Below are 17,467 nucleotides of genomic sequence, written 5' to 3' on the forward strand. Positions count from 1 at the left end.
ACACCGGCCTGGGTCTCCGTGAGGAGAACATGCGCTGGTACGAGCACCCGAAGGAGAAGCTCTCCCACTACTCCAAGCGCACCGCCGACATCGAGTACCGCTTCCAGTTCGGCGGCTCGGAGTGGGGCGAGCTGGAGGGCGTCGCCAACCGCACCGACTACGACCTCTCGGCGCACTCCAAGGCCTCCGGCCAGGACCTCTCCTACTACGACCAGGAGGCCGGCGAGCGCTGGACGCCGTACGTCATCGAGCCCGCGGCCGGTGTCGGCCGCACCATGCTGGCCTTCCTCCTCGACGCCTACGTCGAGGACGAGGCGCCCAACGCCAAGGGCAAGATGGAGAAGCGCACCGTGCTGCGCCTGGACCACCGCCTCGCCCCGGTGAAGGTCGCGGTGCTCCCGCTCTCCCGCAACCCGGAGCTGTCCCCGAAGGCCAAGGGTCTCGCCCAGGCCCTGCGCCAGCACTGGAACATCGACTTCGACGACGCCGGCGCCATCGGCCGCCGCTACCGCCGCCAGGACGAGATCGGTACCCCGTTCTGCGTGACCGTCGACTTCGACACCCTCGAGGACAACGCCGTCACCGTGCGCGAGCGCGACTCGATGAAGCAGGAGCGCGTGTCGCTGGACCAGATCGAGGGCTACCTGGCCAGCCGTCTGATCGGCGCCTAGTCGCACCCTCGTACGCCGGACGGGCCGCGCAGGCGGGCCCGTCCGGCGTACGCGTGTCAGGGGCCGGTCAACGCCCCTGCAGCGCCTTGACGTTGTCGCCGAAGGTCCAGTTCTTCGCGCCGTCCCAGTTGACCGACCACGTCATCAGGCCCTTGAGCGACGTGCCGTAGGTCCGCCACGCCTGCGAGACCTGGGACGGGGTCAGGTAGCCGCCGCCCGCGCCGGGCTGTGCGGGCAGGCCGGGGACCTGCTTGTCGTACGGCACCCTGATCGTCGTGCCCTGGACCACCAGACCCTTGTTCAGGCAGTCGGTCTGGGCGGTGAAGCCCTGCACGGTGCCGGCCGCGTAGGAGTCGCCGGAACAGCCGTACATGCTGCCGTTGTAGTACTGCATGTTGAGCCACCACAGGCGGCCGTTGTCCGCGTACTTCTTGATGACCGGCAGGTACGCGCCCCAGATCGAGCCGTAGGTGACGCTGCCGCCGGTGACGTACGCCGTCTCCGGGGCCATCGTCAGGCCGAAGCCGGCCGGCATCCGTGCCAGGATCCCGTCGATGATTTTGATCAGGTTCGCCTGGGACGTGGAGAGCCGGTCGATGCTGCCGCTGCCGACCAGGCCCGTCTCGATGTCGATGTCGATGCCGTCGAAGTTGTACTTCTGCAGGATCGGGACGATCGTCGCCACGAACCGGTCGGCCACGGCGGAGGACGACAGGTCGATGCCGGCCGCCGCGCCGCCGATGGAGAGCAGGACCGTCTGGCCGGACGCCTTGGCCGCGCACATCTCGGCGGGCGTGGCCACCTTCACGCCGGCGTCCATGCCGTCCTCCCACAGCGCCGTGCCGTCCGAGCGGATCACCGGGAAGGCGGCGTTGATCACGTTGTAGCCGTGGGCGGGGATGCGGGGGTCGGTGATCGGGGTCCAGCCGAACGGCGGGTGGACGCCGTTGGCGGAGCCGTCCCAGTTCTCCCAGTACCCCTGGAGCACCTTGCCGGCCGGTTTGGGCTTCACCGCGCAGGTGTCGGCGGCGGCGGAGGCGGTGGACGCGGTGGCTATGCCCAGGGGGACGAGGAACGCGGCGGAGAGCGCGGCGGCGAGCAGCCGTCGGATCATGCGGGGCCTCCCGGTGGGGGTGCGGTGAGGTGTCGGGTGCGTGAGGTGTCGTAGGCATGACAGTGCGCGTGGTCCAGACCTCTCGTCAATAGGTCTGGACCAACCGACCGATCCGCCCGCCGGTGAGGACGGCGGCAGGTGTATGGGCAGGGTGAAGAAAGTGTAAGGAGAATGTTTAATATGTAACCGCATCTGATCTCTGCCAGCTGGTTTCGCGCCAACTCGACGGGGGCTTCGGCATGTCCGAAACGGGACGGATGCCCCGAGTGTCGCCGTGTGGATCGCTTGTGCGGCGCAACGCAATCGAGTGGGGAGACAGACGCGTCATGGGTAAGGGCAGATGGATCGTGGGCGGCGTCGTCGCATTGTTCGTCATCGGTGCCGCCGACAGTTGTGGCGGCGACGACGACGCGAAGGCGGCCAGGCCGAAGGCCGCCAAGCCGAGCGCGACCGCTTCCGCGCCCCCTGGGGTGTCCTCCGTTCCCTCTCCGAACGCTCATCAGCGGGCTGACCTGCTGAGCGCGTTGAAGAACATCGACGCCGGTCTCGTCGCCAACGAGGACCGGGCGGTTCGCCGGTCGGTCAACGTCTGCTCGGACATCAAGGACCGCAAGGACTCGGACACGGTGAAGGCCAACGCCAAGTTCCGGTTCGAGGGCGGCACTGTGCCCCACCTCTCCGACGCCCAGAGCGGGCGGATCGTGTCGGCCGTGCAGGACACCTTCTGTTCGCCGCACAAGCCGGGGGACATCAAGCCGAAGAAGGCGCAGGCGCACGCGGAGGCGGAGCCGAAGTCTTCGCCCACCTGGTCGTCGGAGGCGGACATCTTCAAGCGGTGGGCGAAGTCCAACGGCAGCGCGGCCGACTAAGCCGCAGTCGCTCACGTGACGCGCGTCCACGGAGCGTTCGGCGGTAACGGCATGGTCGACGTCTACACCGACTGGACGGGCGGGATGTTCGGCGGTCACAACCCGGACGGCAAGCTGGTCGTCTCCGCCTACCAGACGTGGATGCCGGGGACGGGCGGCGGCCTGGTGACCGTGTACGACGCCGAGGGCGAGATCCTGGCCAACGGGAACTTCTGACGGGTGCGCGCCGCGCCGTGCCGTCGCGAGCGACTGTCCGTCGTGGCGGACCGCTCCAGCCGGACCGTACGGCCGGGGCTCACCGCCCCGGGGCCGCGGCGGGCCGGCGGATCTCCGGTGTCTCCAGGGCCGCGGCCGTGCGTTCGGCGGTGTGGTGGGCCCAGCGGCCGCTGGTGAGGAGGCCGAGGAGGAGGACGGCGAGGCCGCAGGCGGTGAGGATCCACCAGCCGGGGCGGGCGGCCGTGACGAAGGTCTGGCGGTAGGGGGCGGAGCCTATGCCGGAGGCCAGCACCGCGCCGACCACCGCGACGCCGAGTGTCTGGCCCAGCTGCCGGCTGGTGGAGGCGACGGCGGCGGCGACGCCGGCCTGGGCGCGGGGCATGCCCGAGACCGCGGTGTTGGTGATCGGCGCGTTCACGAAGCCGAAACCGATGCCGAAGAGGACGTAGCCGAGGAAGAGGGTGGCGTTCGACGTCTCCGCCTCGAACGCGGCGAACAGCACACCGCTCGCGGTCATCGCCGTACCGGCCACCAGGAGCGGCAGACGGGGCCCGCGGCTGCCGACCAGGCGGCCGGAGAGCGGGGCGCACAGGAACGTCGGCGCGGCCATCGGCAGCATCCACAGACCCGCGTGCAGGGCGTCCAGGCCGCGCACGTTCTGCAGGTACAGGGTGGACAGGAACAGGAAGCCACCCAGCCCCGCGAACGCGCTGATCGCGATCACCGTGGCGCCGCTGAACGGGGCCGAGCGGAAGAAGCGCAGGTCGATGAGGGGTTCCGCGCGCCGGGGCTCGTACCACAGCAGCGCCAGCAGCGCGGCCAGCGCGAGCGCGGCGAACGGCGCGACCGGGCCGGCGCCCGACTCCGGGGCCTCGATGATCGCGTACGTCAGTGCGCCGAACAGCGCGATCACCAGCAGCTGGCCCACCGGGTCCGGGCGGCGGGCCCGGGGCGCGCGGGACTCGGGCACGAAGCGGAGGGTGAGGAGGAGGGCGGCGAGGCCGACGGGCAGGTTGACCCAGAAGATGGCACGCCAGCTCACAGACTGCACCAGCAGGCCGCCGACCAGTGGGCCCGCCGCCATGGAGATGCCGACCACGGCGCCCCACACGCCGATCGCCCGGGCGCGTTCCCGGGGGTCGGCGAAGGTGTTGGTGATGATCGACATGGCGACCGGGTTGAGCATCGAGCCGCCCACCGCCTGGACCATGCGGAAGACGATGAGCAGTTCCAGGTCCGGGGCGAGGGAGCAGAGTGCGGAGCCGACGGTGAACACCACCAGCCCCGTCATGAAGACCCGCTTGCGTCCGATCCGGTCGGCCGTCGAGCCCGCGAGCATCAGCAGGGACGCCAGCACGAGCGTGTACGCGTCGATGGTCCACTGCAGTCCGGAGGTACTGGCGTGCAGGTCGCGCTGCATCGAGGGCAGGGCCACGTTCAGCGCGGTGTTGTCGAGACTCACGATCAGCAGGCTCATGCAGCAGATCGCGAGCACGAGCAGGCGTCGGCGAGGGCTCAGCTCTGGCATGGCTCCCATCGTACGCCCGAATCAATAGTGCGTCTAACTAATGAGTCATACATGTGCTCTGGCATGTGCTCTGGTCGGGCGGCCGGTCGGGTGAGGGACAATGGGACCTTGTTCCGTGTCCCTGTGCCGTCCACCCGCTCCGGAGCCCTGACGATGACCCACCCGCTCTCCATCGGCCCGCACGCCGTGACACCGCCCGTCGTGCTCGCACCCATGGCGGGCATCACCAACGCGCCCTTCCGCACGCTGTGCCGGGAGTTCAGCGGCGGCAAGGGGCTGTTCGTCAGCGAGATGATCACCACCCGCGCGCTGGTCGAACGCAACGAGAAGACCATGCAGCTGATCAAGTTCGACGCGAGCGAGCGGCCGCGGTCGATCCAGCTGTACGGGGTCGACCCCGCCACCGTCGGCAAGGCCGTCCGCATGATCGCGGAGGAGGGCCTGGCCGACCACATCGACCTGAACTTCGGCTGCCCGGTGCCCAAGGTGACCCGCAAGGGCGGCGGATCCGCACTGCCGTACAAGAGGAACCTGCTGCGGGCGATCCTGCGCGAGGCGGTGTCCGGGGCCGGTGACCTGCCGGTGACCATGAAGATGCGCAAGGGCATCGACGACGACCACATCACGTACCTCGACGCCGGCCGTATCGCCGTCGAGGAAGGTGTGACGGCCATCGCCCTGCACGGTCGTACGGCCGCCCAGCACTACGGCGGCACCGCCGACTGGGACGCCATCGCCCGGCTGAAGGAGCACGTGCCCGAGATCCCCGTGCTCGGCAACGGGGACATCTGGTCGGCCGGGGACGCGCTGCGGATGGTGCGGGAGACCGGGTGCGACGGGGTCGTGGTCGGACGCGGCTGCCTGGGGCGGCCGTGGCTGTTCGCGGACCTGGTGGCGGCGTTCGAGGGGCGGCCGGACGACGTCGTACGGCCCTCGCTGCGGCAGGTGGCCGACGTGATGGTGCGCCACGCCACGCTGCTGGGGGAGTGGATCGGCGACGAGTCCAAGGGCGTGGTCGACTTCCGCAAGCACGTCGCCTGGTACCTGAAGGGATTCGCGGTCGGTTCCGAGATGCGCAAGCGGCTCGCGATCACGTCGTCCCTGGAGGAGCTGCGGGCCGGGCTGGACGAGCTGGACCTGGAGCAGGGGTGGCCGGTCGGGGCGGAGGGGCCGCGGGGGCGGACGTCCGGCAACAACCGGGTGGTGCTGCCGGACGGGTGGCTGAAGGATCCGTACGACTGTGCGGGCGTGAGCGAGGACGCCGAGCTGGACACGTCCGGCGGCTGAGCGGTGCGAGCCCTTCCCGGGGCTCGCCCCTGGACCCCGGCCCCGCCCACCCACCACCCGGCTCGGTGGGCCGGCAGGGGGGCGGGTCCGGTCGGGTCAGCCGTGCTTCGGGTGGGGGGTCGAGCCGTAGGCCTTCAGGAAGCGGTCCCGGAAGGAGCTCATCTTCCAGACGGGGGCGTCGTGGGCCGGGCGGAGGCCGTCCGTCCAGTTCCAGTCGGCGATCTTGTCGAGCAGCTTCGGGTCCTTGGCGACGACCGACACCGGTACGTCGCGGCTGGCGTGGTTGCCGCTGACCCGGGAGATGGGCTGGTGGTCGCCGAGGAAGACCAGCACGGTGTCCTTCGTGCCGTAGCGCTCCAGCCACTCGGTCAGCGCGGTCACCGAGTACTGGATCGACTTGCCGTACTCCTCGCGGGACCTGGTGGTGTCGGCGATGACGTCGGCCGCCTTGTTGCCCGCCGCCTCGATGCCCTTGAAGACGGAGCCGTCACCGAGCCGGTCCCAGTCGACCATCTTCGGGATGGGCGCCCACGGCTGGTGGCTGGAGGTCAGGATGAGCAGCGACATGCGTGACTTCCCGGCGGGCACCGGCTTGCTGTGCACCCGCTCCTGGTACTGCTGGAGCGCGTACTGGTCCGGCATGGTCGACCAGCTGAACTTCGGGCCCCGGTAGCCGAGCTGGAAGGCGTTGTAGACCCTGTCCAGGCCGTACCACTTCTGCTCCGGCCACCCCTTCTGCACGCCCGGCATGACACCGACCGTGTCGAACGCGCCGGTCTTGCGGAACGCCTCCGTCAGGCTGAGGTGGTCGCTGGCCATGACCGTGCGGTAGCGCTGCTGGTTGCTGATCCACAGGCCCGACATGGTGGTGGAGTGGCCCAGCCAGCTGCTGCCGCCGTAGGTCGCCGAGGTCAGCCAGCCGCTCTTGGCGTGGAAGCCGGCCTTGGCCAGGGCCTTGGTGCGGATGTCGAGGGTCCGGTCCACGCCGGGCGCCATGACCGGGTCCTCGATCGCGCTGCGGCCGTAGCTCTCGATGAAGGTGAAGACCACGTCCTTGCCCCGCAGGTCGGGCACCAGCTGGCCGGCCGGTGTGTTCCCGTACGCGTCGACCCGGGCCACCTTGCGGAACTCCGCCTCGTCCTTCAGCGTGGCCGAGACCCGGCGGGCCTGGATCTTCAGCGCGTTCGCGGTCCGGTCGGAGGCGACCGGCACGCCGGCCACCTGCAGGCCGAGGGAGGAGCAGGTGATCCAGGCGACCCCGGCGACCAGGGTGCCGCGGGTCGCTGCCGCGGGGTACCGGGCCAGCAGGTTGCCCAGCCGGACCACGGACAGGGCGAGCAGCACGAACAGCAGCAGCACGAGGGCGATCACCCCGCCCACGGCCGCGAGGGTCTCCGTCCGCCCGAGGGAGTCCTCCAGGTACGACTCCGCGTCGCCGAACAGGCTCCAGTCCAGGACGACGTTGAAGTTGCGGCCCAGGTACTGGTTGAACCCCATGTCGAGCGCGTTCAGCACGGTCATGGCCCCGAGCAGCACCCCGGACAGCGCCGCCACCACCACCCGCGGGCGCCGCGGCAGCGCCGGCAGCACGGCGGCCCCGATGACCGCCTCCGCCGGTATCCGCAGGAACTTCGCCGGTCCGAGCCGGACCACGGTGTTGGGCATCACCAGTGCGGCGACGACGAGCAGGGCGGCCAGTACGGTGACGCTCACGGACAGGGCCCGCGCGGCGGCCGGATGCCGTTCGGCCCAGCGCCGCCGCCATGCCGACCAGACCGTCCAGGGGCGGCGGGACGGGCGCGGGGCGGCTTCGGTGACCTCTGCGGCCACGTCCTCGGCTGACTGGAGCGCACTCATGCCCTCCGGTACGACGCCCCGGCCGCCCCCGTTCACCCCGGCCGGGCAAACACCTGGTCAACACGGCCGGCGTACCGCTCAGGCGCCCCCCACGGCCGTCAGCAGGGCGAGCGGCGCAGCGGCGGACCGGGCCTCCCGCCCGCACGCGTGCGGGTACGGCACCGGCGACCCGCCCGGAACGCGCGCGTACCCCGCCAGCACCTCCGGCAGCCGGTGACCGCCCCGAGTCGCCGCGTCGACCAGCGCGTGGGCGACCGTACGGGCCTCGTCGTGCAGCCCGTACCGCGCGAGCCCCAGGGCGATCAGCGCGTTGTCGTGCGGCCAGACCGAACCCCGGTGGTAGGACAGCGGGTGGTACGCCGCCTGGCCGGCGGCCACCGTGCGGACGCCCCACCCGGAGAAGAAGTCCGGCTCCAGCAGCCGCCGGCCCACCACCTCGCCGTACTCCTTGTCCAGCAGCCCCGACCACAGCAGGTGCCCGGCGTCGGAGGCCAGCGCGTCGATCTGCCGGCCCTGCCCGTCCAGTGCCAGCGCCGGGAAGGACCGCTCCCGCATCCAGAAGTCGCGCTGGAAGCGGTCCCGCAGGTCGGCCGCCGCCTGCTCCAGCAGTGCGGCGTACGTCTCGTCGGCCCACACCGTCCGCGCCACCCCGGCCGTGCGGCGCAGCGCGTCGTACGCGTAGCCCTGGGCGCCCGCCGCCATCACCGCGCCGGTGGGCCGGGTGCCGTCGGCGCAGCAGATCGCGCCGGGGGAGTCCTTCCAGTTCTGGTTGGCGAGGCCGCCCTCGTCGGCGCGGTAGACGAGGTAGCCGCGCGAGGTCAGGCCGCCGTGGTCGAGCATCCAGCCGACGGCGGCCCGGGCGTGCCGCTCCAGGCGGCGGGCCGGCTCCGTGTCCCCGGTCTGCTCCACGTACGCGCCGAGCAGGATCAGGAACAGCGGGGTGGCGTCGACCGAGCCGTAGTAGCGGGCGAACGGCACCTGGCCGAAGTGGGCCAGCTCGCCGTGCCGCACCTCGTGCACGATCTTGCCGGGCTGGGCGACCGGGGAGCCGGCGCCGTCCGTGGCCTGGGTGGCGGCCAGGGCGAAGAGGGTCGCGGCGGCCGATCGCGGGCGGTAGGGCAGGGTGAACAGGGAGGTGAGCAGCGCGTCGCGGCCGAGCAGGGTGAGGAACCAGGGGGCGCCGGCCGCCGGTACGCGCAGTTCCTCGCCGTCCGGTCCGGTGGCCGGGACCTGGAGCGCCGCGAGGTCGGCCAGGCCCCGGGCGCAGGCCGCGGCCAGCTCGGGCCAGCCGGTCGGGAAGGCCACGCCCTCCATGAACTCCGCTTCCCCGGCTGCGATGTGCGCGCGCACGGCGGCGGGGTCGCGGGGCACGCGCACGGCACGTCGGAGGCCGTGCGGGCGGGCGATCACCCGCAGCAGCAGGTCGGTCGTCCCGTGCGGGGCGAGGTCGAGGGTCCACACCAGGCGGCGGGCGCCGGTGCCGGTCTCCTCCACGGCGTCGGGCGCCGGGTCGGCCGTGATCGTCGTACTGGACCGCCATTCCGCGCGCCGGTAGGTGAACTCGATGCCGTCGTCGAGGACTTCCCGGGAGCGTACGGCGCCGGACTTGAGGTAGGTGCGGTGGTCGGAGCGGAGTTCGAACTGGTCGGTGAAGTCGGCGTCGACGGTGAGCGCGAGCCGGACGGCGGTGGGCACCGGCCGGTTGCTGGTCACCCGCACCGACTCCACGAACGAGCTGTCCCCGACGGCCTGTTCCCTGAACAGCGTGTGCGCGGGGGGCTCCTGCCGGCCGCCGCGCGGGACCAGCACGCAGCGGGCCTCGTCGCCGTCCGCCACCGGGGTGAGCACCTCGGGTACCGCGCCGTCGACGGTGAGCTGCCAGCGGCTGAGGTGGCGGGCGTCCCGGACGAACAGCCCGTCCGGCGGGCTGCCGCCCCGCACTCCGCTGATGTCGCCGCGGTCGCCCACGGCGGCGAAGGTGGCGCCGTGCACGAGCAGATGATGCCGGTCCGTCATCCCCGGTCCCCTCCTCTGTCACTCCTGTCGAACGGTGCGGTGTCCGTGGGGGGTGCGCCATTTTGTGGGCTCTTGCCCAGCTCTTGGGGCTCGTGCGGTGCGGGCCGCCGGTGCAGCAGGTCGAGCGCGAGGGCGGCCGTCCAGCCGAAGCCGGTCGCGCCGCAGGCCTCGCCGGTGTACGGGTCGACGTACTCGGCGAAGCCGGTGCTGCCGGCCAGGTCCAGCACCGCCTCGCGCAGCGCGTCGGCCCGCTCCCGCTCGCCGTGCGTGCGCAGCCCGCGCTCCAGCAGCCAGCTGGTGTTGAACCAGGCCGGCCCGCGCCAGTAGCGGTGCGGGTCGAAGGCCTCGCCGAGCAGGTCGTAGCTCGGCGCCAGCCGGGTACGGTCCCCCACCGAGAAGTGCGGCCCGCGCAGGGTGCGGACCAGCGCGTCGACGATGTCCCGGGGCAGGCCGGGCACCACCAACGGCACCAGCCCGGACACACCGCGCTCGGGGATGAGACCGGGGGTGGCGGGACGGGGGCGTCGGCCGGTGGCGGCTCCCCGCCGACGGGTGCCGTCTCCGGGGACGGCACCCGGCACGGCTCCGGGCTCGCGTAAGCCGGTGTCGGGACCGCCGGGGCCGTCCCGGGGGCCGGGGTCACAGGGATCGCGCCGCGCCGGGGTGCCGGGAGCGGTGGGCGAGGTGTCGCCCCGCAGGTCCCGGCACAGGAACATGCCGGACTCCTCGTCCCACAGCCGGGCCACCAGGGCCGCCGTCAGGCGTTCGGCGCGGGTGCGGCGGGCGGAGCCCGTCGCACCCAGTTCCTCGGCGATCCGGGCCAGGGCGAGCTCGGAGACGATGAGGAGGGCGTTGAACGCCGGGTCCTCCACGGCGAACTCCGCCTCCCCGTCGGCGTATCCGGCGTCCCGGTAGTCCGCGGCCAGCCGTACGTACCGCCCGTAGTCCAGGTCCGTCGGCCGGTCGTCGGCCGCGCCGTGGTCGAGGTCGGCGCGGCGGAAGGAGCGGGCCGGGGCGGGGGTGACGCGGGCGAGCGGGGCGTCCCAGCAGGGGCTGTTGTCCATGCCCTGCTCCCACGGGTGGACCACGCTCGCGAGGCCCCCGCCGCCCAGGTCGCGCCGGTGCAGCAGGTACCGGTGCCAGGCGGCCAGCCGGGGGTACACCCGGGCCAGGAAGCCCCGGGCCAGGGACAGCCCGGGGTCGGCGCGGTGCACCAGCCAGGCCGCCAGCGCGTGCACCGGTGGCTGCACGATGCCGGAGGTCTGTACGGTGCGCGGGGCGCCCGCCGCGCGCCCGGCGGTGGCGGAGCGCCAGAAGTCGGGGCTCGGGAAGTACGCGTCGAGCGGTACGGAGGGGTTGAACACGATGTGCGGGACGCGACCGTCGGCCCACTGTGCGGCGAGCAGCGTCTCCAGTTCGGTCTGGGCCCGCAGCGGCGAGAGGTGCCGTGACCCGATGGCGATGAAGGCGGAGTCCCAGGACCATTGGTGGGGGTACAGGTTCCGGGACGGCACGGTCGAGCCGCCCGTCCAGTTCGCCTCCAGTACCTCGGCCGCTCTGACGTGCAGTGACGCCGTGGCCACGGCCGTGCCCGTGGCCTCGGGCGGGGGCGCGGCCGGTGGATCGTATGCGATCTCGTGCTTCGCGGGACGGTCAGTGAGCTGGGCAGTGCGGTCCACTCGGGGCTCCCCGAAGACGTCCGGCCGCGCGGGTTCGGCCGCGGGCACCGTAGGGTTACGTCTATTTAACACGCAAAACCTACTATGTAATGCAAACTAGGGGAGCACAAGGGGGTGCGCATGACGGGACGTCCGGGAAGGACCGGGAGGAGCGGGAGCCAGGCGGGAGCCGGCGATCTGCTCGAACTGGTGCGCAGTGGGCGGGCCGTGACACGGGGAGCGCTCCAGCAGGCCACCGGACTGTCCCGGGCCACCGTGGGCCAGCGCCTGGACCGGCTGTTCCGGGCGGGCTGGCTGCGCGAGGGCGCCGGCGGCCCGGTCGACTCGCCCCTCGGCGGCCGCCCCTCCATCACCCTGGAGTTCGACGGCTCCCACGCGGTGGTGCTCGCCGCCGATCTCGACACCCGGCACGCCCGCGCGGCCGTCCTCTCGCTGACCGGCGAGATCCTCGCCGAGCACGCCGGTCCGCTGGCGGTCGAGGACGGCCCGGACGCCGTCCTGGCCGAACTGGGCCGTTGGTTCGGGGAGCTGCTGACCAAGGCCGGACACGCGGGTGAGGAGGCGTGCGGGATCGGGCTCGCGGTGCCGGGCCCGGTGGACAGCGAGACCGGCCTGGTGGTCCAGCCGCCGATCATGCCGGGCTGGGACGGCTACGACATCCGCGGCCGCCTCTCCCGCGCCTTCGCCGAGCACACCGGGGCCCCCGCGGTCCCGGTGCTGGTCGACAACGACGCCAACCTCATGGCCTACGGCGAACAGCGCACCGGGCACCCCGGCTGCACGGCCTTCGTGCTGGTCAAGGTGTCCACGGGCATCGGCGCCGGGGTGGTCGTGGACGGCTCGATCTACCGGGGTGCCGACGGCGGCGCCGGCGACATCGGGCACATCCGGGTCGGCGCCGACGCGCTGTGCCGTTGCGGGTCGTACGGCTGCCTCGCGGCCGTCGCGAGCGGTGGTGCCGTGGCCCGGCGGCTGGCCGCGTCCGGGGTGCCGGCCGCCTCCGGCTCGGACGTGCGGGACCTGCTGGCGGCCGGGCACCCGCAGGCCGCCGCGCTGGCCCGCGAGGCCGGGCGCCAGGTCGGGGACGTTTTGGCGACGGTCGTCACGCTGCTCAACCCGGCCGTCCTGATGATCGCGGGCGACCTGGCCGGGACCCCCTTCCTCACCGGGTTGCGCGAGCTGCTCTACCAGCGGGCGCTGCCCCGCTCCACCGCCCACCTGGAAGTCCTCACCTCCCGGCTCGGCGACCGGGCGGGTCTGATCGGCGCCGGGGCGATGGTGGTGGAGCACCTGTACGCGCCGGAGCGGGCGGAGGAGCGGCTGTCGCAGATGGGGGTGTGACCGGGAGGTTTCCGGTGCCGACCCCCGTCCGCCGACGGGTCCGCATGGTGGAACCGGGCACTCTGTGGCAGCGTGATTCTCGCCACCCTTGATAAGGGTTGCGCTCAGATGAGCGGATCATGTGCGACTGCACTTCTCCAAGGGGTGGCACTGGGTGCCACCCCTTGATCGTTCATCGATCGAAATCAGTCGCGCTACACGCTGCTCATGTGAGCGCAAAACTGCACCTGTGGGCGCGGTTGTCTTCAAGAAGTGAAAACATACGGCTGGCTTCGCTTGCCAAGCCTTGACTTTCGATCCGCTGGCGGACGAGTGGTTACAGGCGCATGACGGGCAAGTGGACGTACCCAGAGACCTTCGATCTGGGTATGTTCCTGGCCGTCAGGGCAGCCACCGTGGCCTCAAGGAGTCGAGACCCGTGTCGGAAAACAAAGAACCCCACGTAGCGAAGTTCGTTTACGACTTCACCGAGGGCAACAAGGACCTCAAGGACCTCCTCGGCGGCAAGGGTGCCAATCTCGCCGAGATGACCAACCTCGGTCTCCCGGTCCCTCCCGGCTTCACGATCACCACGGAGGCCTGCAAGGTCTACCTGGAGAGCGGCGAGGAGCCCGCGGCACTGCGTGACGAGGTGAGTGCGCACCTCGACGCCCTCGAAGCGACGATGGGCAAGAAGCTCGGCCAGGCCGACAACCCGCTGCTGGTCTCCGTCCGTTCCGGCGCCAAGTTCTCCATGCCCGGCATGATGGACACGGTCCTCAACATCGGCCTGTCGGACGCGTCGGTGCAGGGCCTGGCCGCCCAGGCCGGCGACGAGCGGTTCGCGTGGGACTCCTACCGGCGCCTCATCCAGATGTTCGGCAAGACCGTCCTCGGCGTCGACGGCGAGCTGTTCGAGGAGGCCCTCGACAAGGCGAAGGCCGCCAAGAAGGTCACGGTCGACACCGACCTGGAGGCCGCGGACCTGAAGAAGCTGGTCACCACCTTCAAGAAGATCGTCAAGAAGGAGGCCGGCCGGGACTTCCCGCAGGACCCGCGCGAGCAGATGGACCTCGCCATCAAGGCGGTCTTCGACTCCTGGAACGGCGACCGCGCCAAGCTGTACCGCCGCCAGGAGCGCATCCCGCACGACCTCGGCACGGCCGTCAACGTCTGTTCGATGGTCTTCGGCAACCTCGGCCCCGACTCCGGCACCGGCGTCGCGTTCACCCGCGACCCGGCCTCGGGCCACCAGGGCGTCTACGGCGACTACCTGCAGAACGCCCAGGGCGAGGACGTCGTCGCGGGCATCCGCAACACCGTCCCGCTCGCCGAGCTGGAGCAGATCGACAAGAAGTCGTACGACCAGCTCATGCAGATCATGGAGACGCTGGAGAACCACTACAAGGACCTCTGCGACATCGAGTTCACGATCGAGCGCGGTCAGCTGTGGATGCTCCAGACCCGCGTCGGCAAGCGCACCGCCGGTGCCGCCTTCCGCATCGCCACCCAGCTGGTGGACCAGGGCCTGATCGACGAGACGGAGGCGCTCCAGCGCGTCACCGGCGCCCAGCTGGCCCAGCTGATGTTCCCGCGCTTCGACGAGCAGGCGAAGGTCGAGCAGGTGGCGCGCGGTATCGCCGCGTCCCCGGGCGCCGCGGTCGGCAAGGCGGTCTTCGACTCGTACACGGCGGTGAAGTGGTCCCGCTCGGGCGAGAAGGTCATCCTGGTCCGCCGGGAGACCAACCCCGACGACCTGGACGGCATGATCGCAGCGGAGGGCATCCTCACCTCGCGCGGCGGCAAGACCTCGCACGCGGCCGTCGTCGCCCGCGGCATGGGCAAGACCTGTGTCTGCGGCGCGGAGGAGCTGGAGGTCGACACCAAGCGCCGCCGCATGACCGTCCCCGGTGGCCACGTCGTGGAGGAGGGCGACCTCATCTCCATCGACGGCTCGTCCGGCAAGGTCTACCTGGGCGAGGTCCCGGTCGTCCCGTCCCCCGTGGTGGAGTACTTCGAGGGCCGGATGCACCCCGGTGCCGACGACGCCGACGAACTCGTCGAGGCCGTCCACCGCCTGATGGCCTTCGCCGACCGCAAGCGCCGCCTGCGGGTGCGCGCCAACGCGGACAACGCCGAGGACGCGCTGCGCGCCCGCCGCTTCGGCGCCCAGGGCATCGGCCTGTGCCGCACGGAGCACATGTTCCTCGGCGAGCGCCGGGAGATGGTCGAGAAGCTGATCCTCGCCGACACCGAGGGAGAGCGCGAGGCCGCGCTGCGGGAACTGCTGCCCCTGCAGAAGAAGGACTTCGTCGAACTCTTCGAGGCGATGGACGGTTTGCCCGTCACCATCCGCCTCCTCGACCCGCCGCTGCACGAGTTCCTCCCGGACATCACGGAGCTGTCGGTCCGGGTGGCCCTGGCGGAGTCCCGGCAGGAGCCGCACGAGAACGAACTGCGCCTGCTGCAGGCGGTGCACCGCCTGCACGAGCAGAACCCGATGCTGGGCCTGCGCGGTGTACGCCTCGGCCTGGTCATCCCCGGCCTGTTCACCATGCAGGTCCGCGCGATCGCGGAGGCGGCGGCCGAGCGCAAGGCGGCCAAGGGCGACCCGCGCGCCGAGATCATGATCCCGCTCGTCGGCACCGTCCAGGAGCTGGAGATCGTCCGCGACGAGGCGGACCAGGTGGTCGCCGAGGTCGAGGCGGCGACCGGTACGCAGCTCAAGCTGGCGATCGGCACGATGATCGAGCTGCCGCGCGCCGCGCTGACGGCCGGCCAGATCGCCGAGGCGGCGGAGTTCTTCTCCTTCGGCACGAACGACCTGACCCAGACGGTGTGGGGCTTCAGCCGGGACGACGTGGAGGCCTCGTTCTTCACCGCGTACCTGGAGAAGGGCATCTTCGGCGTCAGCCCGTTCGAGACGATCGACAAGGACGGCGTCGGCTCCCTGGTGAAGGCGGCGGCCGAGGCGGGCCGGCGTACCCGCCCGGACCTCAAGCTCGGTGTCTGCGGCGAGCACGGCGGCGACCCCGAGTCGGTCCACTTCTTCCACGAGGTGGGACTGGACTACGTCTCCTGCTCCCCGTTCCGCATCCCGGTCGCCCGGCTGGAGGCCGGCCGCGCGGCCACCCAGTCGGCGGGCAGCGACCACCGCTGACCCACCCGGTCCCCGGAGCCGCCGTCGGTCCCCGACCCTCACCGATCGGCGGCGGCTCCGGCGCACGAAAGAGAAGGGGCGGCACCCCGGTGCGGGGGGTGCCGCCCCTTCGGCGCGTCCGCGGCCGGGCGGGTCAGAGGCCGCCGGTGTTGAGCAGCCGGTTCGGAGTGTCGGCGCGGACGCCGTGCAGGACACCGCGGGTGGCCGTGTGGTCGAGCCAGACGTGGACCTCGCGGGCCGTGGCCCGGGGGTGGGCCGACAGGTACAGCGCGATCACGCCGGTCGCATGGGGCGCGGCCCAGGACGTCGCGCCGTAGTCCTCCGTGGTCGTACCGCCGCCGGCGAGGGCGGCGGTCACCTTCTGGCCGGGCGCGTACAGGTCCACGCACCGTCCGTAGCCGGATCCGTAGGAGCCGCCCTCGTCCCACGGGCGGTCCTCGGGGGTGGAGGCCGCCACGACGATCGTGCCGGGCACACCGGCCGGGGAGTGCCTGCAGGCGTCGTCACGGTAGTTGCCGGCCGACACCACCGTCGGGATCCCCGCGTCGACCATCTTCTTCACGGCGGACTCCACGGCCGCCGACCGGTGGTCGAAGTTGAGCGACATGTTCACCACCGCGGGCTTCTGCGCGTGCGCGGTCACCCACTTGACCGACTTCACCACGGCCGCCTCGGCAGCCGCCGGGGAGCCGCCGCCCTCGCTCTCGCACAGGATGCCCTGGACCCGTACGAGCTCTGCCCCGGGCGCGACCCCGTACTTCGCCCCGCCGATGACACCCGCGACGAACGTGCCGTGGCCGCCCCCGTCCTCGCTGAAGCAGTCACCGGAGTCCTTGCGGCCCACGAAGTCGGCGCCGAGGCGGGCGCGCCCGCCGAACTCCTTGTGGGTGATGTCCATCCCCGTGTCGATCACGTAGACGTGGACGCCCTTGCCGGTGGCGGTGGTGGTGAACCGCCCGTTCAGCGGCCGTGACCGCTGGTCCAGGACGTCCAGGTTCCACGGCACGTGGCGGGTGAGGGACGGCACCCCGCTGTGCGCGACCGCGGACAACTCGCCCACGGCTCCGGAGGACGCCGGCCCCGAACCGGACGCCGCCGCCGACTCCGCCTTCCCGTGCGCGGGCGGCTTCCCGCCGCCGCCCCCGGCCGCCCCGCCGCAGGCCGAGGTCCCGAGCACCGTCGCCATCGCGACCACCACCAGCCCGGCCTTCGTCATGTTCCGCATCACCACGTCCCCCCGTCTTCCTGCTCGTGCACAGCCAGCGCACAAGACGACCACGGGGGGCGGGCGGTTCCGCCGCCCCGCGGGTCGGGTCGGGTCGGGGCCGGCGGCCGAGGGGGACACACGGCCGCAACGCCCCTTTCGTAATCGCCCGGCATGGTTGATCGTTGGGCTGTGCATCGATGACGGACGTCAGGGGGCACGTGATGGCGATCAGGCGCAGGGAACTGCTGGCCGCGGGCGCGGGTGCCGGGCTGCTCGCGGGCTGCGGGTCGAACACCGGACGGGGCGGGGGAGGTTCGGGCGCCTCGTTGAAGCAGTGGTACCACCAGTACGGCGAACCCGGCACACAGCAGGCGGTGCAGCGGTACGCCGCCGCCTTCAAGAAGGCGCACGTCACGGTGGAGTGGCGGCCGGGCAACTACGACCAGCAGACCGCCGCCGCGCTGCTCACCGACTCCGGGCCCGATGTCTTCGAGGTCAACGGGCCGACCCTGGACCAGATCCAGGGCGGGCAGGTGCTCGACC

Annotated in this window: 12 protein-coding genes and 1 pseudogene; 7 read left to right on the forward strand and 6 right to left on the reverse strand. The window is 71.9% G+C overall.

Annotated features, from left to right (window positions below):
• Positions 1-671 (forward strand): His/Gly/Thr/Pro-type tRNA ligase C-terminal domain-containing protein (locus IE312_RS41500; RefSeq protein WP_268254336.1); only part of this gene is annotated, 671 nt, incomplete at its 5' end.
• 67 nt (positions 672-738) lie between these two features.
• Here IE312_RS41500 and IE312_RS23360 read toward each other — a convergent pair.
• Entirely contained in the window at positions 739-1,785 is a 1,047-nt protein-coding gene (locus tag IE312_RS23360; protein ID WP_189984291.1) for a chitinase, read from the reverse strand.
• Positions 1,786-2,111: 326 nt separating this feature from the next.
• Between IE312_RS23360 and IE312_RS23365 the strand changes: the two genes are divergently transcribed.
• Positions 2,112-2,654 (forward strand): hypothetical protein, encoded by a 543-nt coding sequence (locus IE312_RS23365; RefSeq protein WP_189984292.1) that lies wholly within the window; start codon positions 2,112-2,114, stop codon positions 2,652-2,654.
• Between the two features lie 15 nt (positions 2,655-2,669).
• Complete coding sequence (locus IE312_RS23370) at positions 2,670-2,870, forward strand: hypothetical protein (RefSeq protein ID WP_189984293.1); 201 nt, start codon at positions 2,670-2,672, stop codon at positions 2,868-2,870.
• A gap of 79 nt (positions 2,871-2,949) precedes the next feature.
• On the opposite strand, the gene IE312_RS23375 is transcribed toward IE312_RS23370, so the two are convergent.
• Positions 2,950-4,398 (reverse strand): MFS transporter, encoded by a 1,449-nt coding sequence (locus tag IE312_RS23375; RefSeq protein ID WP_189984294.1) that lies wholly within the window; start codon positions 4,396-4,398, stop codon positions 2,950-2,952.
• 153 nt (positions 4,399-4,551) lie between these two features.
• Between IE312_RS23375 and dusB the strand changes: the two genes are divergently transcribed.
• Complete coding sequence (dusB, locus tag IE312_RS23380; protein WP_189984341.1) at positions 4,552-5,685, forward strand: tRNA dihydrouridine synthase DusB; 1,134 nt, start codon at positions 4,552-4,554, stop codon at positions 5,683-5,685.
• A gap of 96 nt (positions 5,686-5,781) precedes the next feature.
• Here the strand turns inward: dusB and IE312_RS23385 are convergent, their stop codons facing one another.
• The 3 genes from IE312_RS23385 to IE312_RS23395 form a co-directional block, all read right to left on the reverse strand.
• Complete coding sequence (locus IE312_RS23385) at positions 5,782-7,542, reverse strand: alkaline phosphatase family protein (protein WP_229900329.1); 1,761 nt, start codon at positions 7,540-7,542, stop codon at positions 5,782-5,784.
• Between the two features lie 78 nt (positions 7,543-7,620).
• A complete protein-coding gene (locus IE312_RS23390; RefSeq protein WP_189984295.1) occupies positions 7,621-9,558 on the reverse strand; it encodes an amylo-alpha-1,6-glucosidase in 1,938 nt (645 codons plus the stop codon).
• Positions 9,555-11,237: an MGH1-like glycoside hydrolase domain-containing protein gene (locus tag IE312_RS23395; RefSeq protein ID WP_189984296.1), complete on the reverse strand. Its 1,683-nt coding sequence runs from the start codon at positions 11,235-11,237 to the stop codon at positions 9,555-9,557. Before IE312_RS23395 ends, IE312_RS23390 begins: the two co-directional genes overlap by 4 nt.
• A 120-nt stretch (positions 11,238-11,357) precedes the next feature.
• On the opposite strand from IE312_RS23395, the gene IE312_RS23400 reads away from it, so the two are divergent.
• On the forward strand, positions 11,358-12,578 hold the full coding sequence (locus IE312_RS23400; protein ID WP_189984297.1) for an ROK family transcriptional regulator: 1,221 nt from the start codon (positions 11,358-11,360) through the stop codon (positions 12,576-12,578).
• Between the two features lie 418 nt (positions 12,579-12,996).
• Complete coding sequence (ppdK, locus tag IE312_RS23405; protein WP_189984298.1) at positions 12,997-15,717, forward strand: pyruvate, phosphate dikinase; 2,721 nt, start codon at positions 12,997-12,999, stop codon at positions 15,715-15,717.
• Positions 15,718-15,850: 133 nt separating this feature from the next.
• On the opposite strand, the gene IE312_RS23410 is transcribed toward ppdK, so the two are convergent.
• A complete protein-coding gene (locus tag IE312_RS23410; protein ID WP_189984299.1) occupies positions 15,851-16,942 on the reverse strand; it encodes a S8 family peptidase in 1,092 nt (363 codons plus the stop codon).
• Positions 16,943-17,145: 203 nt separating this feature from the next.
• Here IE312_RS23410 and IE312_RS41505 point away from each other — a divergent pair.
• Positions 17,146-17,467 (forward strand): annotated as a pseudogene (locus IE312_RS41505) (sugar ABC transporter substrate-binding protein); the annotation flags it as partial.

It is taken from the genome of Streptomyces capoamus, assembly GCF_014654935.1.
In the GTDB taxonomy this organism is placed as follows: domain Bacteria; phylum Actinomycetota; class Actinomycetes; order Streptomycetales; family Streptomycetaceae; genus Streptomyces; species Streptomyces capoamus.

Excerpts from the sequence above, each read along its gene's own strand:
- IE312_RS23375 (WP_189984294.1), bottom strand. The coding sequence starts at position 4,398 with ATGCCAGAGCTGAGCCCTCGCCGACGCCTGCTCGTGCTCGCGATCTGC.
- dusB (WP_189984341.1), top strand. The coding sequence starts at position 4,552 with ATGACCCACCCGCTCTCCATCGGCCCGCACGCCGTGACACCGCCCGTC.
- IE312_RS23410 (WP_189984299.1), bottom strand. The coding sequence starts at position 16,942 with ATGCGGAACATGACGAAGGCCGGGCTGGTGGTGGTCGCGATGGCGACG.
- IE312_RS23385 (WP_229900329.1), bottom strand. The coding sequence starts at position 7,542 with ATGAGTGCGCTCCAGTCAGCCGAGGACGTGGCCGCAGAGGTCACCGAA.
- IE312_RS23400 (WP_189984297.1), top strand. The coding sequence starts at position 11,358 with ATGACGGGACGTCCGGGAAGGACCGGGAGGAGCGGGAGCCAGGCGGGA.
- IE312_RS23365 (WP_189984292.1), top strand. The coding sequence starts at position 2,112 with ATGGGTAAGGGCAGATGGATCGTGGGCGGCGTCGTCGCATTGTTCGTC.
- IE312_RS23390 (WP_189984295.1), bottom strand. The coding sequence starts at position 9,558 with ATGACGGACCGGCATCATCTGCTCGTGCACGGCGCCACCTTCGCCGCC.
- IE312_RS23360 (WP_189984291.1), bottom strand. The coding sequence starts at position 1,785 with ATGATCCGACGGCTGCTCGCCGCCGCGCTCTCCGCCGCGTTCCTCGTC.